23 protein-coding genes and 1 riboswitch are annotated in these 24,922 nt (G+C 61.1%); of the genes, 12 read left to right on the forward strand and 11 right to left on the reverse strand.

Going from position 1 to position 24,922, the window contains the following annotated elements; genetic code table 11:
• Positions 1–125 precede the first annotated feature (125 nt).
• The gene (gene trhA / locus AC1RDQ_RS06400) at positions 126–743 is read left to right on the forward strand and encodes a PAQR family membrane homeostasis protein TrhA (protein ID WP_057712940.1); all 618 of its coding nucleotides are present in this window, start codon (positions 126–128) and stop codon (positions 741–743) included.
• Here trhA and AC1RDQ_RS06405 read toward each other — a convergent pair.
• Positions 740–1,657 (reverse strand): LysR family transcriptional regulator, encoded by a 918-nt coding sequence (locus AC1RDQ_RS06405; protein ID WP_102672868.1) that lies wholly within the window; start codon positions 1,655–1,657, stop codon positions 740–742. The genes trhA and AC1RDQ_RS06405 overlap by 4 nt on opposite strands.
• A gap of 109 nt (positions 1,658–1,766) precedes the next feature.
• On the opposite strand from AC1RDQ_RS06405, the gene AC1RDQ_RS06410 reads away from it, so the two are divergent.
• The 3 genes from AC1RDQ_RS06410 to AC1RDQ_RS06420 are packed head-to-tail and all read left to right on the forward strand — an operon-like array spanning position 1,767 to position 4,318.
• Positions 1,767–3,008 carry a D-amino acid dehydrogenase gene (locus AC1RDQ_RS06410; protein ID WP_223500877.1) on the forward strand — a complete coding sequence of 414 codons (1,242 nt, stop codon included), beginning with the start codon at positions 1,767–1,769 and terminating at the stop codon, positions 3,006–3,008.
• Between the two features lie 27 nt (positions 3,009–3,035).
• The gene (locus AC1RDQ_RS06415) at positions 3,036–3,386 is read left to right on the forward strand and encodes a RidA family protein (protein WP_057712943.1); all 351 of its coding nucleotides are present in this window, start codon (positions 3,036–3,038) and stop codon (positions 3,384–3,386) included.
• Between the two features lie 29 nt (positions 3,387–3,415).
• On the forward strand, positions 3,416–4,318 hold the full coding sequence (locus tag AC1RDQ_RS06420; protein WP_218494709.1) for a transporter substrate-binding domain-containing protein: 903 nt from the start codon (positions 3,416–3,418) through the stop codon (positions 4,316–4,318).
• A gap of 1 nt (position 4,319) precedes the next feature.
• On the opposite strand, the gene AC1RDQ_RS06425 is transcribed toward AC1RDQ_RS06420, so the two are convergent.
• Positions 4,320–5,039 carry a 16S rRNA (uracil(1498)-N(3))-methyltransferase gene (locus AC1RDQ_RS06425; protein ID WP_090451906.1) on the reverse strand — a complete coding sequence of 240 codons (720 nt, stop codon included), beginning with the start codon at positions 5,037–5,039 and terminating at the stop codon, positions 4,320–4,322.
• A 203-nt stretch (positions 5,040–5,242) separates the two neighbouring features.
• A complete protein-coding gene (locus tag AC1RDQ_RS06430; RefSeq protein ID WP_057712946.1) occupies positions 5,243–6,649 on the reverse strand; it encodes an adenosylmethionine--8-amino-7-oxononanoate transaminase in 1,407 nt (468 codons plus the stop codon).
• Between the two features lie 223 nt (positions 6,650–6,872).
• Here AC1RDQ_RS06430 and AC1RDQ_RS06435 point away from each other — a divergent pair, with 223 nt between their 5' ends.
• The 3 genes from AC1RDQ_RS06435 (at position 6,873) to AC1RDQ_RS06445 (ending at position 10,304) form a co-directional block, all read left to right on the forward strand.
• Positions 6,873–8,621, forward strand: a complete 1,749-nt coding sequence (locus AC1RDQ_RS06435) for a flavin monoamine oxidase family protein (RefSeq protein ID WP_492586740.1) — start codon at positions 6,873–6,875, stop codon at positions 8,619–8,621.
• Between the two features lie 511 nt (positions 8,622–9,132).
• Positions 9,133–9,684: a cytochrome b gene (locus tag AC1RDQ_RS06440; protein ID WP_407516184.1), complete on the forward strand. Its 552-nt coding sequence runs from the start codon at positions 9,133–9,135 to the stop codon at positions 9,682–9,684.
• Positions 9,685–9,716: 32 nt separating this feature from the next.
• Positions 9,717–10,304 (forward strand): YceI family protein, encoded by a 588-nt coding sequence (locus AC1RDQ_RS06445; protein ID WP_090451900.1) that lies wholly within the window; start codon positions 9,717–9,719, stop codon positions 10,302–10,304.
• A gap of 178 nt (positions 10,305–10,482) precedes the next feature.
• On the opposite strand, the gene rhlE2 is transcribed toward AC1RDQ_RS06445, so the two are convergent.
• The 4 genes from rhlE2 to ahcY all read right to left on the reverse strand — a co-directional run bounded on the left by rhlE2 (position 10,483) and on the right by ahcY (position 15,996).
• Entirely contained in the window at positions 10,483–12,351 is a 1,869-nt protein-coding gene (gene rhlE2 / locus AC1RDQ_RS06450) for an RNA helicase RhlE2 (protein WP_090451898.1), read from the reverse strand.
• A gap of 222 nt (positions 12,352–12,573) precedes the next feature.
• Positions 12,574–13,389 carry a substrate-binding periplasmic protein gene (locus AC1RDQ_RS06455; RefSeq protein ID WP_090451896.1) on the reverse strand — a complete coding sequence of 272 codons (816 nt, stop codon included), beginning with the start codon at positions 13,387–13,389 and terminating at the stop codon, positions 12,574–12,576.
• A gap of 193 nt (positions 13,390–13,582) precedes the next feature.
• Complete coding sequence (metF, locus tag AC1RDQ_RS06460) at positions 13,583–14,428, reverse strand: methylenetetrahydrofolate reductase [NAD(P)H] (protein ID WP_150815197.1); 846 nt, start codon at positions 14,426–14,428, stop codon at positions 13,583–13,585.
• Positions 14,429–14,586: 158 nt separating this feature from the next.
• Positions 14,587–15,996, reverse strand: coding sequence for an adenosylhomocysteinase (gene ahcY, locus AC1RDQ_RS06465; RefSeq protein ID WP_090451894.1), 1,410 nt, complete (start codon positions 15,994–15,996; stop codon positions 14,587–14,589).
• Between the two features lie 23 nt (positions 15,997–16,019).
• Positions 16,020–16,122: riboswitch (S-adenosyl-L-homocysteine riboswitch) on the reverse strand.
• Positions 16,123–16,319: 197 nt separating this feature from the next.
• Here ahcY and AC1RDQ_RS06470 point away from each other — a divergent pair.
• Both AC1RDQ_RS06470 and AC1RDQ_RS06475 read left to right on the forward strand, forming a co-directional pair.
• Positions 16,320–16,724, forward strand: coding sequence for an acyl-CoA thioesterase (locus tag AC1RDQ_RS06470; protein ID WP_056853937.1), 405 nt, complete (start codon positions 16,320–16,322; stop codon positions 16,722–16,724).
• A 168-nt stretch (positions 16,725–16,892) separates the two neighbouring features.
• Positions 16,893–17,789 (forward strand): formate/nitrite transporter family protein, encoded by an 897-nt coding sequence (locus tag AC1RDQ_RS06475; RefSeq protein WP_090451891.1) that lies wholly within the window; start codon positions 16,893–16,895, stop codon positions 17,787–17,789.
• Positions 17,790–17,792: 3 nt separating this feature from the next.
• On the opposite strand, the gene AC1RDQ_RS06480 is transcribed toward AC1RDQ_RS06475, so the two are convergent.
• A complete protein-coding gene (locus tag AC1RDQ_RS06480; protein WP_492586742.1) occupies positions 17,793–18,962 on the reverse strand; it encodes an MFS transporter in 1,170 nt (389 codons plus the stop codon).
• A gap of 317 nt (positions 18,963–19,279) precedes the next feature.
• On the opposite strand from AC1RDQ_RS06480, the gene AC1RDQ_RS06485 reads away from it, so the two are divergent.
• Both AC1RDQ_RS06485 and AC1RDQ_RS06490 read left to right on the forward strand, forming a co-directional pair.
• Complete coding sequence (locus tag AC1RDQ_RS06485; RefSeq protein ID WP_090451887.1) at positions 19,280–20,113, forward strand: EamA family transporter; 834 nt, start codon at positions 19,280–19,282, stop codon at positions 20,111–20,113.
• Between the two features lie 31 nt (positions 20,114–20,144).
• Positions 20,145–20,528: an MAPEG family protein gene (locus tag AC1RDQ_RS06490; RefSeq protein ID WP_218494716.1), complete on the forward strand. Its 384-nt coding sequence runs from the start codon at positions 20,145–20,147 to the stop codon at positions 20,526–20,528.
• Positions 20,529–20,644: 116 nt separating this feature from the next.
• On the opposite strand, the gene mltA is transcribed toward AC1RDQ_RS06490, so the two are convergent.
• Entirely contained in the window at positions 20,645–21,829 is a 1,185-nt protein-coding gene (gene mltA / locus AC1RDQ_RS06495; RefSeq protein ID WP_218494717.1) for a murein transglycosylase A, read from the reverse strand.
• Positions 21,830–21,957: 128 nt separating this feature from the next.
• Here mltA and AC1RDQ_RS06500 point away from each other — a divergent pair, with 128 nt between their 5' ends.
• Positions 21,958–22,407, forward strand: a complete 450-nt coding sequence (locus AC1RDQ_RS06500) for a c-type cytochrome (protein WP_057712959.1) — start codon at positions 21,958–21,960, stop codon at positions 22,405–22,407.
• A gap of 167 nt (positions 22,408–22,574) precedes the next feature.
• Here the strand turns inward: AC1RDQ_RS06500 and AC1RDQ_RS06505 are convergent, their stop codons facing one another.
• Both AC1RDQ_RS06505 and ligB read right to left on the reverse strand, forming a co-directional pair.
• The gene (locus tag AC1RDQ_RS06505) at positions 22,575–22,970 is read right to left on the reverse strand and encodes a DUF1090 domain-containing protein (protein ID WP_218494718.1); all 396 of its coding nucleotides are present in this window, start codon (positions 22,968–22,970) and stop codon (positions 22,575–22,577) included.
• Positions 22,971–23,065: 95 nt separating this feature from the next.
• Positions 23,066–24,745, reverse strand: a complete 1,680-nt coding sequence (gene ligB / locus AC1RDQ_RS06510) for an NAD-dependent DNA ligase LigB (protein WP_492586744.1) — start codon at positions 24,743–24,745, stop codon at positions 23,066–23,068.
• Between the last annotated feature and the right edge of the window lie 177 nt (positions 24,746–24,922).

Raw genomic sequence — 24,922 nt, forward strand, 5'->3', positions numbered from 1 at the left:
GACTCTTTTTGGAATGACTCGATTGTGCCCAATTACTCCGGGCCCGTCGTACAGAAACATTGCGCTTTTACGCTTCAAGCCTGAGCCTTGCGCTCTGCGGTAACGAATTTCGAGGTGAGCAACGCATGTATCACGGGGAAAGACTGAACGCCTGGACGCATCTTGTCGGGGCCGTGGCGGCGTTTATCGGCGGGGTGTGGCTGATTGTGCTGGCCAGTCTCGACGGCAGTCCGTGGAAGATTGTCAGCATGGCGATTTACGCCTTTACCCTGATGGTGCTTTACAGCGCGTCGACCGTGTACCACAGCGTGCGCGGGCGCAAGAAAGCGATCATGCAGAAGGTCGATCACTTTTCGATCTACCTGTTGATCGCCGGCAGCTACACGCCGTTCTGTCTGGTGACCCTGCGCGGGCCGTGGGGCTGGACGTTGTTCGGGATTGTCTGGGGACTGGCGCTGATCGGCATCCTGCAAGAGATAAAGCCGCGTTCGGAAGCGCGGATTCTGTCGATCGTGATTTATGCGGTGATGGGCTGGATTGTACTGGTGGCAGTCAAGCCGTTGCTCGCGGCGCTGGGCGGCGCCGGGTTCGCGTGGCTGGCATCGGGCGGGGTGTTGTACACCGTGGGGATTATCTTTTTTGCCCTCGATCATCGCCTGCGCCATGCCCACGGGATCTGGCATCTGTTCGTGATCGCCGGGAGCCTGCTGCACTTTGTGGCGATTTTGTTTTATGTCCTTTAAGGCTGCACCGGGACCAGGCGATCCAACTGCTCCCGGGCTCGACGGCTGAATACCTGCAACAGATCGTTCAAGGTGTGGGGCGGTGGTTCGGCGGCGCGGGTCACTGCGTACAGGGTGATGGGTAACGGCGGTGCCAGAGGGCGGATCGTTGTGGTGGCGGGAGAGGCGCCAAGGGCGGTGAACGGATCGATCACCGCCAGGCCCGCGCCAGATTCCACCATCGCCCGTGCCAGTGAGTAGGTTTGCACGGCGATGCGTACCCGGGGCGGCGGTTCTACCGCTTCCAGGTAACTGTCGAGCCGCGCGGCCAGCGGATCGGCGCTGGATAAACCGATCAGCGGCGCATCCGCCAGCGCCATCAGCGGCAACGGTTTGCCCGCATCTTCCTGAGGCCAGTAACCACTTGGCGCCAGCGCCACCAGCACGCCGGACGCCAGCGCCTGAGCCTTGAGCCCCGGGTGATCCGGGCGTTGCAGGGTCAGGGCGACATCCACTTCGCGCATCAACAGGTTCTGCACCAGTTCGCGACTGTGGGCGCTGGAGAGTTCGCAAACGATGTCCGGGTAGCGCCCGGTCCATTCGTGAATGGCCGGTGGCAGCAATGACAGGGCCAGCGCCGGGGTGGCACCGATGCGCAGGCTGTGGCCAGGTTCGCGGCGCAGGCTCTGCGCCAGGCGCCGCACGCCTTGCAGGCTTTCGCTGACCTTGTCCACTTCGCGCTCCAGCTCCAGCGCTTCCGGGGTCGCCTGCAACTTGCCGCGCACCCGCAGGAACAACGGGAAGCCCAATTGCTGCTCGGCGTGCTGCAACACCTTGCTCACCGCCGGCTGCGAGACATGCAGCAATTGCGCGGCGGCGCTGATTGAGCCGGTCTGGCGGATGGCCTGGAAAATCTCGATATGGCGAAGGCGCATGGCAAGTCCATAACCTTTGTTTATGGGTTTGCCATCTTTATGCATTGTTCAACGTCTGTCACCTGGCTCTAACCTCGGTGTCGTCTTCACAACGGTTTTAAGGACGGACATGGCTCAGCGTGTGTGCATCATCGGTGGCGGTGTGATTGGCCTGGCAACGGCCTATGCGCTGGTGCGCGACGGCTTCGAGGTGACGGTGGTCGAGGCACGGGACTCGCTGGGCAGCGAAACCAGCTTCGCCAATGGCGGCCAGTTGTCCTATCGCTATGTCGCGCCCCTGGCCGACGCCGGTGTGCCTTTGCAAGCCATCGGCTGGATGTTGCGCGGCGACTCACCGCTGAAGCTGCGCCCGCGCTTCGACCCGGCCCAGTGGCGCTGGATGGCGTCGTTCCTCGGCGCCTGCCGCCGCTCGGTCAACCGCGAGAACGCCGCGCACTTGCTGCGCCTGGCGTTGTTCAGCCAAGACACATTGAAGTCCTGGCGCGAGGATGATGGACTGGCGGGATTCCAGTGGCGGCGCAATGGCAAACTGGTGACTTTCCGCCAGAACAGCAGTTTCGAGCATGCGCGCCAAGGCCTGGCCGACCCGCAGCAACAGCAAGTGTTGTCGCCGGCCGAATGCGCGCAACTGGAACCGGCGCTGATCGATGCGCCCTTTGTCGGGGCGATCTACACCCCGGACGAAGAGGTTGGTGACTGCCATGGCTTCTGCCAGCAACTGGCCGCACGACTGAAGGCGTCCGGCCGTTGCGAATTTCTCCTCGGGCAAGCAGTGACCGGCATTCGCCACAGCAACGGCAGTGTCAACGCCATCGAACTGGGCGGGCAATTGCTGCAGGTCGATCAACTGGTGATCGCTGCCGGTCACCGCAGTCCGTTGTTGGCGCTACCCGGGCTGCAACTGCCGCTTTATCCGCTCAAGGGCTACAGTCTGACCGTGCCGATCGGCGCCGGTCACCGGGCACCGGACGTGAGCATCACCGACTATGACCGCAAGATTGTCTACGCCCGCATCGGTAAGCAATTGCGAGTGGCGGCGATGGTCGACATCGTCGGCTTCGACCCTGCTTTGGACCCCAAGCGTCTGGCGCTGATCAAGCGTCAGGCCCATGACACCTTTCCAAATGCCGGCGCCTATGACGAAGCCGTCGAGTGGGCCGGCATGCGCCCGGCCACCCCCAGCGGCGTGCCGCTACTGGGCGCGACGGCGTATCGCAACCTGTGGCTCAACCTCGGCCACGGCGCGCTGGGTTTCACCCTGGCATGCGGCAGCGGACGCTTGCTCAGCGAGCTGATCGGCGAGCGCCGGCCTTCCATTGACCTTCAGGGTTTCAGCCACCGGGCTGCCTGAATACTGATTTCAGAAGAGGACACTGCAATGACCATTACCCGACTGCACAGCAACCCGCGCCTGTCTGGCGCCGTGACCTTTGGCGACCTGGTGTTTCTCTCCGGGCAGGTGCCGGGCGATGCCCTGGATGCCACCGGCCAGACCCGCGAAGTGCTGGCGAAAATCGATACCTTGCTGGCGGAGGCGGGCAGCGACAAGGATCATCTGCTCAGCGCGACCATTTACCTGAAGAACATCACAGAGGATTTCGCCGCGATGAACGAGGTCTGGTCGGCCTGGCTATCGCCGGGGCAGGCACCGAGCCGCACCACCGTGCAGGCCGAACTGGCCCGCCCGCAGGTGCTGGTGGAAATCACCGTCATCGCTGCACGCGTCTGATAAACCAACACCCACAACGGAGAATAACAATGCAAAAAATCACGTTGCTCGCTTGTACGCTTGGCCTGTTGCTCGGCAGTCAGGTTCAGGCCAATGAAGCGCCGCTGACCGGCACCCTGAGCAAGATCGCCAGCGCCAACAGCATCACCCTGGGCTATCGCGATGCTTCGGTGCCGTTCTCCTACGTGGGTGATCACAGCGGCAAGCCGATGGGTTACTCGGTGGATCTGGCGGGCAAGATCGTCGAGCGCATCCAGCAGCAACTGGCGCTGCCGGACCTGAAGGTGAAGTACAACCTGGTGACCTCGCAGACCCGCATTCCACTGGTGCAGAACGGTACCGTTGACCTGGAGTGCGGCTCCACCGGCGTGACCGCCGAACGGCAGAAGCAGGTGGCGTTCTCCTATGGCTTCATCTATGTCAAAGGCCAGTTGCTGACCGCGAAGGACAGCGGGATCAAGAATTTCGCTGACCTGCGCGGCAAGAACGTGGTGACTACCGCCGGCACCACCAACGAGCGCTTCCTGAAAAGCTATAACGTTGATCACAAGATCGACATGTTCGTGATCAGCGCCAAGGACCACGGCGAAGCCTTCCAGATGCTGCAGTCGGGCCGGGCGGCGGCGTTCTACATGGACGACGCGCTGCTCTACGGTGAGCGTGCCAAGGCCAATGACCCGCACAAGTGGGTGGTGGTCGGGGAGGAGCAATCGCGGGAGATCTACAGCTGCATGGTGCGCAAGGACGATCCGCAGTTCCTGGCGCTGGTCAACGGCGCGTTGGCGGATCTGTACAGCTCGGGCGAGATCAATGGCATCTACCAACGCTGGTTCGAGCAGCCGATCCCGCCGAAGGGTTTGAACCTTGAGTTCCCGATGACCAGCGAACTCAAGGCGATCATTGCCAAACCGGTGAGTGATCCGGTGCAGTAGCCTAGAAATCACCCCAGAGTTGCTGGGCCACCGCCAGTGCAACAACCGGCGCGGTTTCGGTGCGCAGCACCCGTGGACCGAGGCGGGCGGCGTGGAAGCCGCCGGCCTTGGCCTGATCGACTTCGGCATCGGACAAACCACCCTCCGGGCCGATCAGGAATGCCAGACTTGAAGGTTTGGCGTGGCTCACCAACGGTTCGGCCACCGGGTGCAGCACCAATTTCAACTCGGCTTGTGTCTGCTTCAACCAGTCAGTCAGCAACAGCGGCGGATGAATCACCGGCACCCTTGAACGCCCGCACTGTTCGCATGCGCTGATCGCCACCTGGCGCCAGTGCAGCAGGCGTTTGTCGGCGCGCTCGTCCTTGAGTCGGACTTCGCAGCGCTCTGTGAAGATCGGGGTGATTTCAGTGACGCCCAGTTCCGTGGCTTTCTGGATCGCCCAGTCCATGCGCTCACCCCGGGACAGGCCCTGGCCGAGATGGATTTGCAGCGGCGACTCGATCTGCCCGGCGAAGCATTCATCGACCTGCACCACGACGCGCTTTTTGCCGACGTCGACCAGCCTGGCGCGAAACTCCTGGCCCGAACCGTCGAACAACTGCAACGCATCGCCCTCGGCCATGCGCAGCACGCGGCTGATGTAGTGGGCCTGGGCTTCGGGCAACTCGTGCTCGCCGATGCTCAGGGGGGCGTCGATGAAGAAGCGGGACAATCTCATGCTGGGTCTCTACTGAATCTAATGTTCGGCATCGTAAGTGTGTCGGCGTAGCTTTTTGTGGCGAGGGGGCTTGCCCCCGTTCGGCTGCGAAGCAGTCGCAAATCCTGCTGATTCGATTTGTCTGGGGAAACCAGGTTGCCGGATTTGGGGTCGCTATGCGACCCAACGGGGGCAAGCCCCCTCGCCACAGGTAACCAGTGCCTTTAGCCCGGATCACGGAACCCCGGGTGGAAGTCCTTCGGCACCGCCACGCTGACGCTGTCGCGGGTCGCGATGTCGATTCCTTCGCTGGCCACTTCGGCAAGGAAGTCGATCTGCTCCGGGGTGATCACATACGGCGGCAGGAAATACACCACGCTGCCCAATGGACGCAGTAAGGCACCGCGCTCCAGGGCGTGCTGGAACACCTTCAGGCCGCGACGTTCCTGCCATGGCCAAGCCTCTTTGCTGGCCTTGTCCTTGACCATCTCGATGGCCAGCACCATGCCGGTCTGGCGCACTTCGGACACGTTCGGGTGGTCGACCAGATGCGCCGTCGACGTAGCCATGCGCTGCGCCAGGGCCTTGTTGTTCTCGATGACGTTGTCTTCTTCGAAGATGTCCAGGGTCGCCAGGGCCGCCGCGCACGCCAGCGGGTTGCCGGTGTAGCTGTGGGAGTGCAGGAAGGCGCGCAGGGTCGGGTAGTCGTCGTAGAAGGCGCTGTAGACCTCGTCGGTGGTCATGCACGCCGCCAGCGGCAGATAGCCGCCGGTCAGGGCTTTGGAAAGGCACAGGAAATCAGGGCGGATGCCGGCCTGTTCGCAGGCGAACATCGTCCCGGTGCGGCCGAAGCCGACGGCGATTTCGTCGTGGATCAGGTGCACGCCGTAGCGGTCGCAGGCTTCTCGCAGCAATTTGAGGTACACCGGGTGGTACATGCGCATGCCGCCGGCGCCCTGGATCAGCGGCTCGACGATCACCGCCGCGACCGTGTCGTGGTTTTCGGCGAGGGTCTGCTCCATGGCGGCGAACATGTTGCGCGAGTGTTCTTCCCAGCTCATGCCTTCGGGGCGCAGGTAGCAATCCGGGCTCGGCACCTTGATGGTGTCCATCAACAGCGCTTTGTAGGTCTCGGTGAACAGCGGCACATCACCCACCGACATCGCCGCCATGGTTTCGCCGTGGTAGCTGTTGGTCAGGGTGACGAAGCGCTTCTTGTTCGGCTGACCGCGATTGAGCCAGTAGTGAAAGCTCATTTTCAGCGCGACTTCGATGCAGGACGAACCGTTATCGGCGTAGAAGCACCGGGTCAGGCCTTCCGGCGTCATCTTCACCAGGCGCTCGGACAACTCGATCACCGGTTGATGACTGAAGCCGGCCAGGATCACATGTTCGAGCTGGTCGACCTGGTCCTTGATGCGCTGGTTGATCCGCGGGTTGGCGTGCCCGAACACATTGACCCACCAGGAGCTGACCGCATCGAGGTAGCGTTTGCCTTCGAAGTCTTCCAGCCACACGCCTTCCCCGCGCTTGATCGGGATCAGCGGCAGTTGCTCGTGATCTTTCATCTGGGTGCAGGGATGCCACAGCACGGCGAGATCGCGTTGCATCCACTGATTATTCAGGCCCATTTTCACTCTCCTGGAGGCGGTCCGTTACCTGCGCGGACAAACAATCGCGCAAGCCTATGCAATGCGTGCCGCGGGGACAACCCATTGTGTCGAATGAGCTACTTTGTACAGGCCGATAGACGTTGCTGGCGGGCGTCTGAAGGCTGACGTATCCTTCGCGGCTCTTGAGCCGTCTGGCTCGCAAAAACTACTGTTTTCCTCGTGTGATTCCGGAGTTCGCTGAATGTCTGTCGGTTGGCTGCGCGCCTGTGCGCTGGTGATGTTGGGGCTGTTCAGCGTGTCTGCGCTGGCCAAGGATAAAACCGCGATCGTGATCGGCGGCGGCCTGTCGGGCCTGACTGCCGCGTACGAGCTGCAGAACAAGGGCTGGCAGGTCACGCTGCTGGAAGCCAAATCGAGCCTGGGCGGCCGTTCCGGCATGGCCACCAGCGAGTGGATCGGCAACGACAAGGTCCAGCCGGTGCTGAACAAGTACGTTTCGAACTTCAAGCTGAGCACCACGCCGGCCCCTGAATTCGTGCGGACCCCAAGCTACCTGATCGATGGCGAGTATTTCTCCGCCGCCGATCTGGCGACCAAGCAGCCAGCCACCGCCGAGGCGCTCAAGCGTTTCGACAAGACCGTGGACGATCTGGCGCGCTCGATCGACGACCCGCTGAACCCGGCCGCCAACAACACCCTGCACGCGCTGGATCAGATCAACGTGTCGAGCTGGCTCGACAAGCAGAACCTGCCGGCCACCGCCCGCCAGTTGATCAACCAGCAGATCCGTACCCGCTACGACGAACCTTCGCGCTTGTCGCTGCTGTACTTCGCGCAGCAGAGCCGCGTCTACCGTGGCGTCTCCGATCGTGATCTGCGTGCTTCGCGCCTGGTTGGTGGCAGCCCGGTGCTGGCCCAGGCCTTCGTCAAGCAGCTGAAAACCATTAAGACCGCTTCCCCGGTCTCGGCCATCAGCCAGGACAAGGACGGCGTCACCGTCAAGGTCGGCAGCGTCGGCTACCAGGCCGACTACGTGGTGCTGGCTGTGCCGTTGCGCGCCCTGAACAAGATCCAGATGACCCCGGCGCTGGACGCACAGCACCTGGCGGCGATCAAGGGCACCAACTACGGTTGGCGTGACCAGATCATGCTCAAGTTCAAGACGCCGGTGTGGGAAAGCAAGGCGCGCATGTCCGGCGAGATCTACAGCAACACCGGCCTGGGGATGTTGTGGGTCGAGCCTGCCCTGAAGGGCGGTGCCAACGTGGTGATCAACCTGTCCGGCGACAACGCCCGCGTCATGCAGGCGTTCGGCGACAAGCAGATGGCTGATCAGGTACTGATTCGCCTGCACGCTTTTTATCCACAGGCCCGTGGTTCGTTCACCGGTTATGAAATCCGTCGCTACAGCACCGACCCGTCGACTGGCGGTGCCTACCTGGCCTTCGGCCCGGGCCAGATCAGCAAGTTCTGGCGCCTGTGGGAACGCCCGATTCAGCGCGTAGCCTTCGCTGGCGAACACACCGACACCCTGTACCCGGGCACCCTGGAAGGTGCGCTGCGCACTGGCCAGCGTGCGGCCAGCCAGGTTGAAGACCTGGCGGCGGGCAAGTCGTTCGAACCGGCGAAAGTGGGTCCGGCCGCCGCAGCGGCGGGCGCTGGTGCGGTGGTGGCGAAGAAAGGCAATTTCTTCAGCAACCTGTTCGGCGGCTCGGATGACGAGAAGAAACCAGAACCAGTCAAGGCACCTGAGCCGGTAGCACCGGTAACTCCGGCACCTGCTCCAGCACCGGTTGCTGCTCCGGCACCGGTCGAACCACCGAAGCCTGCAGCACCGGTGAAAACCGAGCCTGCGAAGAAGGCACCGGCCAAGGCCCCAGCCAAGACCGAAACGAAAAAGGCCCCGGCCAAGGCTCCGGTGAAGAAAGCCGAGACGGCGAAGAAGCCAGCGGCCAAACCTGCAACGGACACTGTGACCAAGGCTCAGTAACGTTCAGGTGTAAAAAAGCGCGGCCCCAGGGTCGCGCTTTTTTTTGCCATCAAACATCAACCATCCGGTTTGGCTGTGCGGTCCTACATGCTGCTGCGATGCATCAGAAGCTTCTCACAAAAGATTCGGAGCTAAATGATAAGCGGCAGCCATCAGGTGTCTGGATCGGGGAGGGCGGAGCCTGCCAGGACGGCACCGGTCAAAAATGTTGAACCGGAGAGCAGTGAGGCCACTGACACCAAGACTCAGCAACGTTCAGGCGAAAAAACGCGGCTCAAGGGCCGCGTTTTTTTTGCCTGGAGAAAAACCGGGACCAGAATCGAATAAACCTTTTGATACAGGTGTTCTCCGGTTTGTATTCACTTTTTCTCACAATTTCGCCTTTAATCTTTCCTTAACTCGCAGGCTTCAGACTCTTGATCGCATTTTTCGATATTTCAAAGCAAATTTTTCCGCTTTAATTCGATAGATAACTCGATAGTCTTGGGCCAGCACTTACAGGATCTAGGCAATGCAGCTACGTAACTCTACCTCCCGCTATGGCTGGGTCAGTATCGTCATTCACTGGGTTGTGGCACTGGCGGTCTTCGGTCTGTTCGCGCTTGGGCTGTGGATGGTCGGGCTCGACTACTACAGCACCTGGCGCAAAGACGCGCCGGACTTGCACAAGAGTATCGGCTTGGTGTTGCTGGGTGTGATGCTGCTGCGGGTGCTGTGGCGCTTCATCAGCCCACCGCCGCCAACCCTGGCCAGCTACAGCCGTATGACGCGCCTCGGCGCCAGGTTCGGCCATGGCTTTTTGTACCTCAGTCTGTTTGCCGTGTTGATTGCCGGTTACCTGATTTCCACCGCAGAAGGTGTCGGTATCCCGGTGTTTGGCTTGTTTGAAGTCCCTGCGCTGGTATCCGGACTGCCGGACCAGGCAGATACCGCTGGCGTGATCCACCTCTACCTGGCGTGGGTGCTGGTAATTTTTTCCGGCCTCCATGCGTTGGCAGCATTGAAGCACCACTTTATCGACCGTGATGTGACCCTCAAGCGAATGCTGGGTCGCAAAGCCTGAAGTTCAACCTCGACTCCAAAGGAAAACAAAGCATGTTGAAAAAGACTCTGGCCGCTCTGGCAATCAGTTCCGCCCTGTTGTCCGCCGGTAACGCCATGGCCGCTGACTACGTGGTCGACAAAGAAGGCCAGCACGCCTTCGTTGACTTCAAGATCAGCCACCTGGGCTACAGCTTCATCACCGGTACTTTCAAGGACATCGACGGCAAGTTCAGCTTCGACGCTGCCAAGCCTGAAGACAGCAAGATCGAGTTCAACGTGAACACCGCCAGCGTTTTCACCAACAACGCCGAGCGTGACAAGCACATCTCCAGCAAAGACTTCCTGAACGGCAGCAAAGCCACGTTCGTTTCCACCAGCGTCAAACCCACCGGCAAAAACGCCGCTGGCAAGGACACTGCCGATGTAGCTGGCGACCTGACTATCCTCGGTGTAACCAAACCAATCGTGGTCAAGGCTACCTTCCTGGGTGAAGGCAAGGATCCATGGGGCGGCTACCGTGCAGGCTTCGAGGGTACTTTCAGCCTCAAGCGTTCCGACTTCGGCAAGCAGAAAGACCTGGGCCCATCGTCCGATGCGGTTGAAATGTACGTGACCTTTGAAGGTGTAAAAGCGAAGTAATGCTGAGACTGTAGGAGCGAGCCTGCTCGCGATAGACCTGAGAGCGCCACGGAGCATCAGGCTTCCAGGGTTATCGTTGACGACCATCGCGAGCAAGCTCGCTCCCACAGGTTTTTGCACTGATCAAAAAAATGCCCCGGCTCTTTCGAACCGGGGCATTTTTCATTGCAGCGATAACTCAGCGATTGCGGGTCAGCAGCGCTGGTTTCTCACCACGAGGACGGCTTGGCAGTTGATCCAGCTGCTCAGGTGTCGGGAAGCGATCCGCCTTCGACTCCTTGTGCATGATCTTCGGCGCCGGGCCACGCGGGTTCTGTACGGCAGGTTCCGAACGTGGCTGGTCGTCACGGGCCGGACGGCGATTGCGCGAATCTTCGCGACGGGCCTGGCCGTCGCGCGGTGCGCCACTGCGAGGGCCGTTACGCTTGGCTGGCGGAGTGCCGGTGCTGGCGCCATCGCTGTTGCGGGGACCGTTCTGGCGACCTTGTGGCTTGCCGGAACGTGGAGCGCCCGAACCTGCCGCGGTGCCTTGTGCCGGAGCACCCGGGCGACGGCCACGGCCTTGCGCGGGCTTCTGCTGCGGCACGTAGTCGACGCGGTTACCGAAGTTATCGATATCGTCGTCCAGGAACTCGTCCGGGGCGCGGTCAGCAGCGGCACGAGGAGGTTGCGACGGACGCTGTTCGCGAGCCGGAGTGCCTTCACGTGGTTTCTGCTGACGGGCCGGGCGCTCACCGCGTTCGCCGGCCGGTTTTTCCTTGCCCTTGTCCTTGCCTTTGTCCTTGCGACCACCGCCGCCACCGCTGCCGTTCGGACCGTCGCCGCGCGGGCCACGTGGATTGCGCGGGTTGCGCATGTCCGGACGCTCGCGCACTTCAGGCTTTTCCGCCTCGATGGTGCTTGCATCGAAGCCCATCAGGTCGCCGTCGGCGATTTTCTGCTTGGTCATGCGTTCGATGCTTTTCAGCAGTTTTTCTTCGTCCGGGGCTACCAGCGAAATCGCCTCGCCCGAACGACCGGCACGGCCGGTACGGCCGATACGGTGTACGTAGTCTTCATCGACATTCGGCAGTTCGAAGTTGACCACATGTGGCAACTGGTCGATGTCCAGGCCGCGGGCGGCGATGTCGGTGGCCACCAGGATGCGCACAGTGCCGGCCTTGAAGTCGGCCAGGGCTTTGGTGCGGGCGTTCTGGCTCTTGTTGCCGTGGATCGCGACGGCGCTCAGGCCGTGCTTGTCCAGGTACTCGGCCAGGCGGTTGGCGCCGTGTTTGGTGCGGGTGAACACCAGTACCTGTTCCCAGGCGCCAGCGGTGATCAGGTGGGCCAGCAAGGCGCGCTTGTGGCTGGCCGGCAGGCGGAATACGCGTTGCTCGATACGCTCGACCGTGGTGTTTGGCGGCGTGACTTCGATGCGTTCCGGGTTGTGCAGCAGCTTGCCGGCGAGGTCGGTGATGTCCTTGGAGAAGGTCGCCGAGAACAGCAGGTTCTGGCGTTTGGCCGGCAGACGGGCCAGGACCTTTTTCACGTCATGGACGAAGCCCATGTCGAGCATGCGGTCGGCTTCGTCCAGCACGAGGATTTCCACGTGGGACAGATCGACGCTGCCTTGGCCGGCCAGGTCGAGCAGGCGGCCAGGGCAGGCCACCAGCACGTCTACGCCGCGGGACATGGCCTGAACCTGCGGGTTCATGCCGACACCGCCGAAGATGCAGGCGCTGACGAACTTCAGGTCACGGGCATAGACCTTGAAGCTTTCATGCACTTGCGCGGCGAGTTCGCGAGTCGGGGTCAGGACCAGTACGCGCGGTTGGCGCGGGCCGTGACGTTGGGACTTGTCCGGATGACCGTTGGGGAACAACCGCTCCAGGATCGGAAGGGCGAAACCGCCGGTTTTACCAGTACCTGTCTGTGCCGCGACCATCAGGTCGCGACCTTGCAACACGGCGGGAATGGCCCGCTGTTGCACCGGAGTAGGCTCGGTATAGCCCGCCGCCTCGATGGCGCGGACTAAAGCCTCGGAGAGACCGAGGGAAGCAAAGGACATGAGTAATCCTGTTCTAGTTAGGGCTTGGCCCAATGGGAGTCTTGCCTGGCGCGAATGGCGTTTAAGAGGACGCAATCCCGTCCGGTCCTGCTGGGTTTCGAAGGCTCGTCTGCAAGCGCTCGCGCGGGCTGAAAGCTGCGCAGTAGCGGGGTTGAGATGCCTTTAACGATTCCGAGCGTCCGGGCGTGAGCCTGGCGGGAAGGCCGGAGTATAACAGAGCTATCACTGCGCGCCGCTTTCCTGCTGCTCAACGGTTTTTTCCGTGGCGGCCGTGGCCTTTTCAGACTTCACGCTGGCTGCCGGTTCCGCGCCGTAGCGGGCGCTCAGTTCAGCGTAGGCGGGCTCGCGCTTGAAGCGCTTGAGTTCGGCGCCGAAACGCTGCACCAGCAGATCCATGCCCGCATTGCGCCGCACCGCGAGAAACTGGCTTTGCTGGCTGATGACCGTGGGGTTTTCGGTGATCTTGTCGCGGATGCCCAGTTCGTCGAGCAAATGCTGGCCGACCCGGCGGTCGGTGATCAGCAGGTCAATTCGCCCGCGTACCAGTTTGCCGAAGTTGGCTTCATGGGTGGGGGCCGGCTCGCGGGTGAACAGCGTCGAATCGCTGAAGTCCTTGCTGTACAGGTAACCCGGCGAGGTGCCGATGGTCAGGCCGCGCAAGTCATCGAGGCTGCGAAACGGGTGGGGCCGGTCATTGGCGTAGAACATCACGAACTGGACTTCCGAGAGCGGTTCGCTGGGGTAGAGCAGCGTCGCTTCGCGTTCGTCGCTGTGAAAGATGTCCAGGGCGCCGTCGGCCTGGCCTGTTTCAAGCATCGACAAGCAGCGTTTCCATGGCAGGAATTGCCACTCCACTTCGATGCCCAGGCGCTTGAAGACAATGGCGGTGGTTTCGTAGTCCAGGCCCAGGGATTTGCCGTTGTCTTCGTACACATAGGGCGCCCATGGCTCCGTGACAATGCGCAGCTTCTCGCCCCGGGCGGCGAAGCTCAGGCAAGTGAAGACAAGCACGGCGATTAACTGCGTGATCAAAGGCATAGGCTGAGATTACGACGAGAAACCGGAAAGAGCCAGAAACTGACCGCAGATGCTCTAACTCCGTGGATTGCCGCACATTAATAGTGCGTTGAAAGCAAAAAGATCGCAGCCTGCGACAGCGCCTACGGGATTTGACATTCCGTTGTAGGCGCTGCCGCAGGCTGCGATCTTTTAATCGTGCTTCAACGACTTTTTAACGCGGCAACTTCAGGTTGTTCCACACCGCCAGGCTCGCTTCAGCCTGGTTCAGCGTGTAGAAGTGCAGCCCTGGAGCGCCACCCTGCAGCAGTTGTTCGCACATCTCGGTGATGACCTGTTCGCCAAAGCGCTGAATGCTCTGGGTGTCGTCGCCATAGGCTTCCAGTTGCTTGCGGATCCAGCGCGGGATTTCCGCACCGCAGGCATCGGAGAAGCGCGCCAGCTTGCTGTAGTTGGTGATCGGCATGATGCCCGGCACGATCGGGATGTTCACGCCCAGCGCCCGCACGCGTTCGACGAAGTAGAAATAGCAGTCGGCGTTGAAGAAGTACTGGGTGATCGCACTGTCGGCGCCAGCGTTGGCCTTGCGCACGAAGTTGGCCACATCGTCTTCGAAATTGCGCGCTTGCGGATGCATTTCCGGGTAAGCGGCGACTTCGATGTGGAAATGATCACCGGTTTCTTCACGAATGAATTCAACCAGGTCATTGGCGTGGCGCAACTCACCGCTGGCCATGCCCATACCCGAAGGCAGGTCACCGCGCAGGGCGACGATACGCTTGATGCCGGCAGCCTTGTACTGGGCCAGCAGGCCGCGCAGGTCGTCCTTGCTATCGCCCACACAGGACAGGTGCGGAGCGGCAGGGATTTTGACTTCGCTTTCGAGCTGCAGCACGGTGTTCAGCGTGCGATCGCGGGTCGAACCGCCGGCGCCGTAGGTGCAGGAGAAGAAATCGGGGTTGTAGATGGCCAACTGGCGAGCAGTGGCGAGCAGCTTTTCATGCCCAGCATCGGTCTTCGTAGGGAAGAACTCGAAGCTGTAGCGACGATCTTGGGACATGGTCATATCCTTGGAAACTCATAAGGCGGACGCTGGCCCCCTGTAGGAGCGAGCTTGCTCGCGAAAAACATCAAGGCAACGCGTTCATCCAGGCAACACGCGTTATCGTTGACGTCCATCGCGAGCGAGCTCGCTGCTACACAGGAAAAGCCGGTCTATCAGTAGCGGTAGGCGTGCGGCTTGAACGGACCTTCAACGGTCACGCCGATGTAGTCGGCCTGGGTCTTGGTCAGTTGAGTCACTACGCCGCCGAAGCCACGGACCATTTCCAGGGCCACTTCTTCGTCGAGTTTCTTCGGCAGTACTTCAACGGTCAGGCGCTCGGCTTTCTGGGCTGGCGACAGGTCGGCGTACTTCTGGCCGAACAGGAAGATCTGGGCCAGAACCTGGTTGGCGAACGAACCGTCCATGATGCGGCTCGGGTGGCCGGTGGCGTTACCCAGGTTAACCAGACGGCCTTCGGCCAGCAGGATCAGGTAGTCGTCGTTCTGTGGGTCGAAATCGCCAGCGCCGGTACGGTGGATTTTGTGAACCTGCGGCTTCACTTCTTCCCATGCCCAGTTCTTGCGCATGAAAGCGGTGTCGATTTCGTTGTCGAAGTGGCCGATGTTGCAGACAACGGCACGCTTCTTCAGGGCCTTGAGCATGTTCGAGTCGCAAACATTGACGTTACCGGTGGTGGTCACGATCAGGTCGATCTTGCCCAGCAATGCCTTGTCGATGCTTGCTTCAGTTCCGTTGTTGATACCGTCGATGAACGGCGAAACCACTTCGAAACCGTCCATGCAGGCTTGCATGGCGCAGATCGGGTCGACTTCGGAAACCTTGACGATCATGCCTTCCTGACGCAGGGACTGGGCCGAACCCTTGCCCACGTCGCCGTAGCCGATGACCAGCGCTTGCTTGCCGGACAGAAGGTGGTCGGTGCCGCGCTTGATCGCATCGTTCAGGCTGTGACGGCAGCCGTACTTGTTGTCGTTCTTGCTCTTGGTCACCGAGTCGTTGACGTTGATGGCCGGGATTTTCAGCTCGCCCTTGGCCAGCATGTCCAGCAGGCGGTGAACGCCGGTGGTGGTTTCTTCGGTCACGCCGTGGACGCGGTCCAGAACCTGTGGGTACTTCTTGTGCAGCAGCTCGGTCAGGTCACCGCCGTCGTCGAGGATCATGTTGGCATCCCAAGGCGCGCCATCTTTGAGGATGGTCTGCTCCAGGCACCACTCGTACTCTTGTTCGGTTTCACCTTTCCAGGCGAAAACCGGGATGCCGGCAGCGGCGATGGCAGCAGCAGCCTGGTCCTGAGTCGAGAAAATGTTGCAGGACGACCAGCGCACTTCGGCACCCAGGGCAACCAGGGTTTCGATCAGCACGGCAGTCTGAATGGTCATGTGGATGCAGCCGAGGATCTTCGCGCCCTTGAGCGGTTGCTCGGCGGAATACTTGTTGCGCAGACCCATCAGGGCTGGCATTTCGGATTCGGCGATGATGGTTTCGCGACGGCCCCAGGCAGCCAGGGACATGTCGGCAACTTTGTAATCGTTAAAATCTGCAGGCGTGATAACAGCGCTCATGAAGAGCCTCCATTCGTAATGTATGCGAATGGGCGCCGTTGTGCGTTTAGTGTCCAGCCAGTGAAGGCCAGGCAACGCCCCATCCGAGCCTGACAGGTCAAACCTGCTGCAGCGCCCCTCGGACAGGTGGCGGGAAACGGTAGCAATTGAAGATGACCGTTTTGAAACGGTGGCGATTATAGCGGGCTATGCCGATCTTCCAAAGCGTTTCTGTCGGTCAATGTCCGAACGGTAATCGAGACCATAGACGATGCTCAATAGAGCTCTAGGTCGGGCTCTGCCATGATGGTCGGCATCATTCGGCAAGACGCTCAGGAGTGAACATGAATTTCCACACCCGCAAATGGGTAAAACCCGAAGACCTCAACCCTAACGGCACGCTGTTCGGCGGTAGCCTGCTGCGCTGGATCGACGAAGAGGCGGCGATCTACGCCATCGTTCAGTTGGGCAACCAGCGTGTGGTCACCAAGTACATTTCAGAAATCAATTTCGTCAGCGCCTCGCGCCAGGGCGACATCATCGAACTGGGCATCACGGCGACCGAGTTCGGCCGCACTTCGATCACCCTGACGTGCGAGGTGCGCAACAAGATCACCCGCAAGAGCATCCTCACCGTTGAAAAAATGGTGTTCGTGAACCTCGGTGAAGACGGCTTGCCGGCGCCTCACGGCCGGACCGAGATCAAGTACGTCAAGGACCAGTTCAAGGACGACGCCAGCGTCGAGTGATGCAAGACCTGTAGGAGCGAGCATGCTCGCGATGGACTCGAGAACACCGCTGGGTGTCAGGTGCCCGGCGTTATCGTTAACGACCATCGCGAGCAGGCTCGCTCCTACAGAACGGAATCCCTGCTGCACAGGTCATAGCTGAATAGCCCGCCACCGGTTGCGCATCCCATGAACTCGGCACAAGACGGCAAGACCCCGAACCTTTCGGCGCAAGAAGAGCACGAAGTCGAAAAGAGCCAGCCACCCCGTGCCGCGGTGCTGCACGAGATCATCCGTACCCAGGGCGACCAGGAACTGGAGCGCAGCATTGCCGCGTTGTGGTGGTCGGCGCTCGCGGCGGGGTTGACCATGGGGCTGTCGCTGATGGGCATGGGCTTGCTCAATTCACGTCTTCCGGATGGCGAAGGATTCAAGGTGATCGCGAGTTTCGGTTATTGCGCCGGTTTCCTCGCGGTGATTCTCGCTCGTCAGCAACTGTTCACCGAAAACACCCTGACTGCCGTGTTGCCGGTAATGACCAAACCGACGCTGGCCAACTTCGGCCGGCTGCTACGGCTGTGGACGGTGGTGCTGATCGGCAACCTCTGTGGCACCTTGCTGGTGGCGTACGTGATGCTGGAACTGCCGATTTTCGACAGCAAGACCGATGTCGCCTTCCTCGATATCGGCCGCAAGGTCATGGAAAACCACGCCAGCCAGATGTTCGCCAAGGGCATCATTTCCGGATGGATGATCGCCACCATGGTCTGGATGATCCCGTCCATGGAGAGCGCCAAGATGTGGATCATCATCCTCATCACCTACCTCATGGCGCTGGGGGATTTCACCCACATCGTGGTCGGTTCGCTGGAGGTTTCGTATCTGGTATTTGCCGGCGAGTTGCCGTGGAGTGATTTCTGGCTGGTGTTCGCCGGGCCGACGCTGGCGGGGAATATCATCGGTGGCAGTTTTATTTTCGCGCTGATCAGCCATGCGCAGATTCGCAGCGAAAGCGGGCCGCCGAAAAAATCTGCGGATCAGAGCGAAGCGCCCGATCCGCAGAAAATCAAAAAACCATCAAGCTGATCCTCAGCCCACCGCATCAAGCGCAACCGCAGCGCGACGCTGGCGATAGATGAAAAACAGTGCGGTCAACACGGTCAGTCCGCTGACCAGTGCGCCGGTCCAGGGCAAGTCCGCCAGATCGGCACCGCTGGCCACAACCAACCCGCCAATCCATGCCCCGGCGGCGTTGCCGAGGTTGAAGGCGCTCTGGTTCAAGGTCGAACCCAGGTTTGGTGCCTCAAAGGCCTGATCGATGATCAGCAGTTGCAGGATCGGGCACAAGGCAAAGGCAAACGTCCCCCACAACACCAGTGTGATGGCCGCCGGGATGACCGAGTGACTGGTTTGCGTGAATGCCGCCAGTACCACCAGCACCGCCAGCGCCATGCCCACCAGCGAAGGCAGCAAACGACTGTCCGCCAGACGGCCACCGAGCATGCTGCCGGCGGTCAGGCCAACGCCGAACAACAGCAGCATGAGGGTGACGCCGTGGGGGCTGACGCCGGTGATGTCCTGCAGGATCGGCGCGATGTAGGTAAACACACTGAACAGGCTGGTGGAGGCCAGCACACTCATGCCCAGGGCCAGCAGTACGTTGGCCTTGCCCAGTACCTTGAACTCGCTGGCCAGGTTGGCTTTATCCATCGCGATGTTTTTCGGCAGCCAGACCCATTGCGCAATCGCCGCCAGCACCCCGATCACCGACACCGCCCAGAAGGTCGAGCGCCAGCCTGCGTATTGCCCGAGTGCGGTACCCAGTGGCACGCCGAGCACGTTGGCCAGGGTCAGGCCGGTGAACATCATGGCAATCGCCTGAGCCCTTTTGTTGGGGGCCACCAGCCCGGCGGCCACCACCGAACCAATGCCGAAAAATGCGCCGTGGCACAGTGCCGTGATCACGCGCGCGGCCATCAGCGTGGCGTAGTTTGGCGCCAGCGCGCAGAGCATGTTGCCGAGGATGAACATCAGCGTCATGCCCAACAACGTGGCCTTGCGCGGCATGTTGGCGGTGCCGACCGCGAGGATCGGTGCACCGAACACCACGCCCAGGGCGTAGCCGGTGATCAGCAATCCGGCGTCGGGAATGCTCACGCTGAGGTCGCGGGCGACATCGGGCAAAAGACCCATGATGACGAATTCGGTGGTGCCGATGCCGAAGGCGGCAACGGCGAGGGCAAGCAAAGCGAGTGGCATGCGCAAGGTCTCTGTCGGTAGTCTTGACGCTGTGATCAGGCATACGCAGGCCGACGACCGTTCTCGACGAGAGCGGGCCGGGCAGGATTTTTATTGGAATTAGTTTGTGCGCAACTGAGTGCGGCGTGGTCGCTTGCAGTATAAACAGACAGTGAAATATGGCGAATCAATTCTCTACCCGGCCCCTGTAGGAGCGAGCTCGCTCACGATGGACGTGAATGATGACGGGTGCTCGCTGATTGAGCGCGTTGTCCTCACGTTTTTCGCGAGCAAGCTCGCTCCTACGGGGATCGTGGAGACAACAAAAGGAGTAGGCCGTGCTTGCGACGGCGTTGGTGTTGGTGGCGGCGCTGTTGCATGCGGCGTGGAATACCCTGATCAAGTTCAGTGCGGAGCGGCTGTTGGTGGTGGCCTGCATGGACAGCGTGGCGCTGCTCTTTGTCGTGCTGATGCTGCCGTTCCTGAGCATGCCGCCACTGGAGATCTGGCCGTGGATCCTGGCGTCGGCGGCGTTCGAGTTGCTCTATCGCTATTTGCTGATCCAGGCCTATCGGGTCGGCGACCTCGGGCTGGTCTATCCATTGATGCGCGGCCTTTCACCGTTGGTGGTGCTGGCGCTGACGCTGATCTTTGCCGGGGAAGTGCTGACCCATCAGCAGATTTTCGGAATCCTGCTGATCCCGTTCGGCATGCTGTGCCTGCTCTGGCAGGGCGGCGGCGGTGCGCGTTTGCCCTGGTCGATGTTGCCGGTGGTGGCGCTGATCGGCCTGTGCATCGGTTGCTACACCTACATTGACGGGCAGGCATTGCGACGCTGGTCCCATCCACTGGATTATCTGGTCTGGGTCACCTTGCTCAGTGCCTGGCCGTTTCCGCTGTTGGCGTTGGTGCGCAAACGACCCGCGTTCATGTTGTTCTGGCGCGAGCAGTGGCGACTGGGCCTGGCCGTCGGGTTCTGCGTGTTGTTCAGCTACGCTCTGGTGCTGTGGGCGATGCAGCTGGGCTCGATTGCAGAAGCGGCGGCGTTGCGCGAGATCAGCGTAATTCTGGTGGTGCTGTTTGGCATGCGTTACCTGAAAGAACCTTTTGGCGGGCCGCGCCTCTTGGCCTGTGGGCTGGTGCTGATCGGTATATTGGTCATGAAATTTTGACTGTTCAGAAACGTGAAGAAGGGACTGCTTTATGACGGTTGCTCTGTGGTGCATTTTGATCGCGATTTTCCTGCCGTATGTGTGTGTGGGCGTAGCCAAGATCAGTGGCGGGTTCAGGTTGAGAGACAACCATGATCCCCGGGACTTTCTCGATTCGCTGGAAGGCTTGGGCAGGCGCGCGAATGCGGCGCAACTGAACAGTTTTGAAGTGACCCCGGCGTTCGCTGCGGCGGTGATCGTGGCGCATCTGGTCGGCAATGCCGAACTGGTGACGATCAATGTGCTGGCCGTGCTGTTCATTACCAGCCGGCTGCTCTACATCATTTGCTACCTGGCGGACTGGGCGACACTGCGGTCGTTGATGTGGTTCGTGGGGATGGGGTTGATCGTGAGTTTCTTTGTGGTGTCAGCCTGACAGATCTTCAGGGTTTTTGCCGGCCTCATCGCGAGCAAGCTCGCTCCCACAGGAGTGTGCGTTCCAGTGTAGGAGCGGGCCTGCTCGCGAAAGCTATCTAACGGTCAACACTCGCCTCAGGGCTTGGTCTTCTCGGCATCCGCCACCTGCGGCACTTGCGGCAACGTCGCGCCTTTGGGCCAGAGCATCCAGATCTGCCCCTGCTGTTTCATGTCCCCGGCCAGTTGCCCGGCCGCATCCCCGGTGCCCCAGAACAGATCCGCCCGAACCTCGCCGGCAATGGCGCCGCCGGTGTCCTGTGCTGCCACGGGGCGAACCAGGGCCGTGCCGTCCGGTCTGGTGGTGGACAGCCACAACAGGCTGCCCAGCGGAATCACCTTGCGATCCACCGCCGCGCTGTAACCGGCGGTCAACGGTACGTTCAGCGAGCCGCGCGGACCTTCGTTGCTGTCCGGGTTGCGGGTGAAGAACACATAACTGGGGTTGCTGCCGAGCAGTTCGGGGATCCGCGATGGATTGGCCTTGGCCCAGGTGCTGATGGCGCCCATGGTCACGTCTTCTTTTTTCAGTTCGCCCTGTTCCACCAGCCAGCGGCCGATCGGTCGATACGGGTGGCCGTTCTGATCGGCGTAGGCAATGCGCAACTGGCGACCATTGTCGAGCTGGATACGACCCGAACCCTGGATTTGCAGGAACTGCAGGTTCATCGGATCGGTCAGCCAGGCCACGACCGGCGCATTGACCCCTTTGCTTTCGATGGCTGCCGCATCGTCGTATGGCTTGAGCACGCGACCTTCGAGTCGACCGCGCAGGCGCTTGCCCTTGAGTTCCGGGTAAATGCTGTCGAGGGCGACGATGATCATGTCCTCGGGGACGCCATAGACCGGGACATTGGCAGCGCTGGTCTGAGTCAGGCTCCCGGGATAGACCGGTTCGTAGTAGCCGGTGATCAGGCCGTTGGGGTTGTCGTTGGCGGCGCGCAGGCCATAGACATCGAGGTTCTGTTTGAGAAAACCGCGAATGTCGCTGGCGGTTTGCGGCACGTTGACAGCCGCTGCGCAGGTGCCACCCCAGACCGGATCGGCCTTGAGTCGGGTACAGGCGCTGCGCCAGGAACCGAAACCGGCGACCAGGTCGCTGTCGGAAACCGCCGGCAGCGCTTCCCATGTGGCGCTGGAGTAGGTGGCCAGGGCGTGGGTTTTCGGTTGTTGGCTGTCGCCACCGGTGCAGCCTGCGAGCAGGGCCACCATCGGCAGGGTCCAGGCCAGGCTGTGACGCCATGCCTTGAAACGGCTGTTCATGGAGTGGTTCCTTTGCCGGTTGCCTGAGCGCTCCATGCGCTCAAGCAACCCTTATTGATAATAGGGCTATTGGTCTTTGCCGATGACGCGAGGATACTGGCCGCCGTTTCCCGTGACCTGAAGCCACCATGACTCTTAAAAGACTTTCTGTTGTATTGCTGGCCTGCCTGACGCTGTCCGCTTGTGGCGGTATCGACCCCAACTCGCCGCTCGGCCAGCGCAAGGCCATTTTCAAGCAGATGCTCAAGACTGGCGAAGACCTGGGCGGTATGTTGCGTGGGCGCATTGCCTTCGATGGCCCGAAGTTCGCCGAAGGTGCGGTGAAACTCGATGCGTTGTCCCGTGAGCCGTGGCAGCATTTTCCGCAAGTGCGCGAGGAGGATCACACCAGCGCCAAGAGCGATGTCTGGGAGCAACAGACACGCTTTCAGGCAATGGCCCGCGACCTTGAAAGCGCCACCGGTGAATTGGTGATTGCCAGCCAGGTCCAACCCTACAAGGCCAGCAACCTGGGGCCGGCGGTACAGAAAGTCGAAGATGCTTGCAGTGCTTGTCATAAGGCGTTTCGGGATCATTGATTCGGCGCTACGCATGACCTGTGGCGAGGGGGCTTGCCCCCGTTCGACGGCGTAGCCGTCGTTTGTTTGAACTGTCAGGTATATCTGACTGAGTTCGGTTCAGCGATTTTGGGACTGCTTCGCAGTCCAACGGGGGCAAGCCCCCTCGCCACAAAAAAACTGCTGCGTTACTTATCCAACTCATCGAGTGCGTTCTGCAATTCCTTGCGGGCATCGGCGAGTTTGTCTTTGCGCTTGTTGATCTTGTCGGGATCGCCTTTGCTCATGGCCTTGTCGAGGTCTGCCTGACGCTTGCTGACTTCGTGCTTGGCGTCGAGCACCTTGTTTTCCCGTTCCTTCTTCAGCGAGGCGTCGGTGCAGTTCGCTTCGACTTCGCTCAAGGCCTTTTCCAGGCCTGCCTGCTGGTCGGCGTTGCCGCGGACCTTGGCCAATTCGATCTGGTTGACGATGCCTTGCTTCTTGGCGGCGCAACCGGTCAGCCCCGGCGCTTCCTCGTCCGCCATCAACGGGGTGGCCAGCACGCTGCAAAGGGTCAGCAGGGCGAGCGGTGAAAGAAATTTCATAAAAGCTCCATGTAGGAAAGCAAGCAGACCACTGTGGCAATGGCTGTTGGAGCCCAGCGGTCCCTTGTGGTTCCCGCTGGGCGCAGGGCCGACAACTAAAAGCCGTCAATCCCCGCATCACGTAACGTTTCACTCAAGCCCAGTACCTGCGGATCGCGGAAAAAAGCGCTCAGTTGCGCCGCGCGCCCTGGCCCGATATCGGCCTCGGCCCGCCATTGTTCGATGTCTCGCTGCGCCAGTACCAGCCATGAATCGCCGAGATGCGCCTGACCTGTCGGCGGTAATCCCAAGGCTTTCAGCCAGTGCGCGAACGGGCGTTGCCGGGCTCGGTTGAAGCTGTCTGCAAGACGAGCCGCGCTGCGCTCGCCGAAACCGTCAATGGTAGCAAGCTCTTGGGCATCGAGGGTCAACCAATCCAACAGACCGTTCAGCCGACCTGTTGCAAGAAGTTTTTCCCAGGTGCCCGGACCCACATTGGGCAGCGCCAGGCCTTGTTTGCTGCTGAGCCAGGTCAGGCGCGCAAGAAACTGGCTCTCACAGCCCGGAGTCGGTTGCCAGCAACTCAATGAATGAAAGTCCTCTGCCCGCGGCGCGTTCAATTCGGCGCGTTCGCTGCTGCGCAATACAACCCTATCGAGCCTGGGAATGGTCAGCCCGGCCAGGCTGATGGCGACCTGGTCACCCGGGCGGATGTCCAGCGTCTGCCAGCGTTGCAACGAACCGACGCTGACGTGCTTGATCTGCCGGTCATCGAGCTTTACCGGGGTCAGTTCAAGAACCGGAGTGATCCGCCCGGTCCGGCCGATTTTGAAGTGAACCTGGCGAACTTCGGCCAGTGCCTGGGCGAAGGGGTATTTCCAGGCGATGGCCCAGTAGGGTGACCTGGCCTGCCAGCGTTCGGCGGCTGGGCGCTGATTCTGGCGCAGGACGATGCCGTCGCTGGCAAAGGGCAAGGGGGAACGATACCAGTGCTCGCGCCAGCGTTCGGCATCAATGACGGAGGCGATGGGCTGGCTGTATGCCGTGGTACTCGGGAAGCCCAGCGCAGTCAGCGCCGCGGCACGCTCGGGTACGCTTGCCGGTCCTTGGGGCCAGTCCCAGACAAACAGGTCGATGCCGGCGGCCTGTTCGGCGTTCAAGACCTTGCGTGCCATCAGGCCGGCCACCGAGCCACGAGCATTGAGGCTACCGGCTCGGGCCTGCACATGATCGGTCAGGCGCCAATACAGTTCGCCTTGCACGATCAAGTCCCGGGCATGCGATAGCTGTTGCGGGATGGCCGGAATCTGCCGCGCAGGAACCGTCCAGTCCTGGCCGCTTTCGCCGTCGCCGCGGCTGATTGCCTGGGCCAACAGGCCGCTGCGGTAAACCAGGGTCACCGCCACGCCATCGATTTTAGGCTGGACCCAGACATCCACCCGGTCACGCAGCCATTTTTCCACGGCGGGCTGATCGTGCAGTTTGTCCAGACCCGTGTGGGCGATGGGGTGGGGCAGCGTGCCGCGCGCAGTGCGCAAGGGGTCTGCGGGCGGGCTCAGGTTAAAGCAGTGGCGCCATTGGGTGAGTCGCGCGCGGGACTGGTCGTAGAGTTCATCGGCGACCAGTGAGCGTCCCTGGCGGTGATAGCTGTCGTCCCAGAGGTCGATTTGTTGTTGCAGTTTGCCGACTTCGTTCCGGGCGCGTTCGGCTGGCCATTCCGGGCACTCGGCGGCGCTGGCGGTCAGGTAGGCAAAGGTCAGTAGAGCGGCGAAAAACAGGCGCAGGTCGGGAAGCATCTTGAGCGTCCTTGCTCGGTGAGGTGCGTGAAGGCTAGGTCAGTATCAGTTGGCGCAGCGAGGGGGTGTTTTGCCGGGTATTTCTGGTGGTTGTGCTGGCCTCATCGCGAGCAAGCTCGCTCCCACAGGGAATTGCGTTTGCCCACGGGTCTTTGTCACACCAAAGATCAACTGTGG

It is taken from the genome of Pseudomonas sp. GW823-FHT02E01 (genome assembly GCF_058797535.1).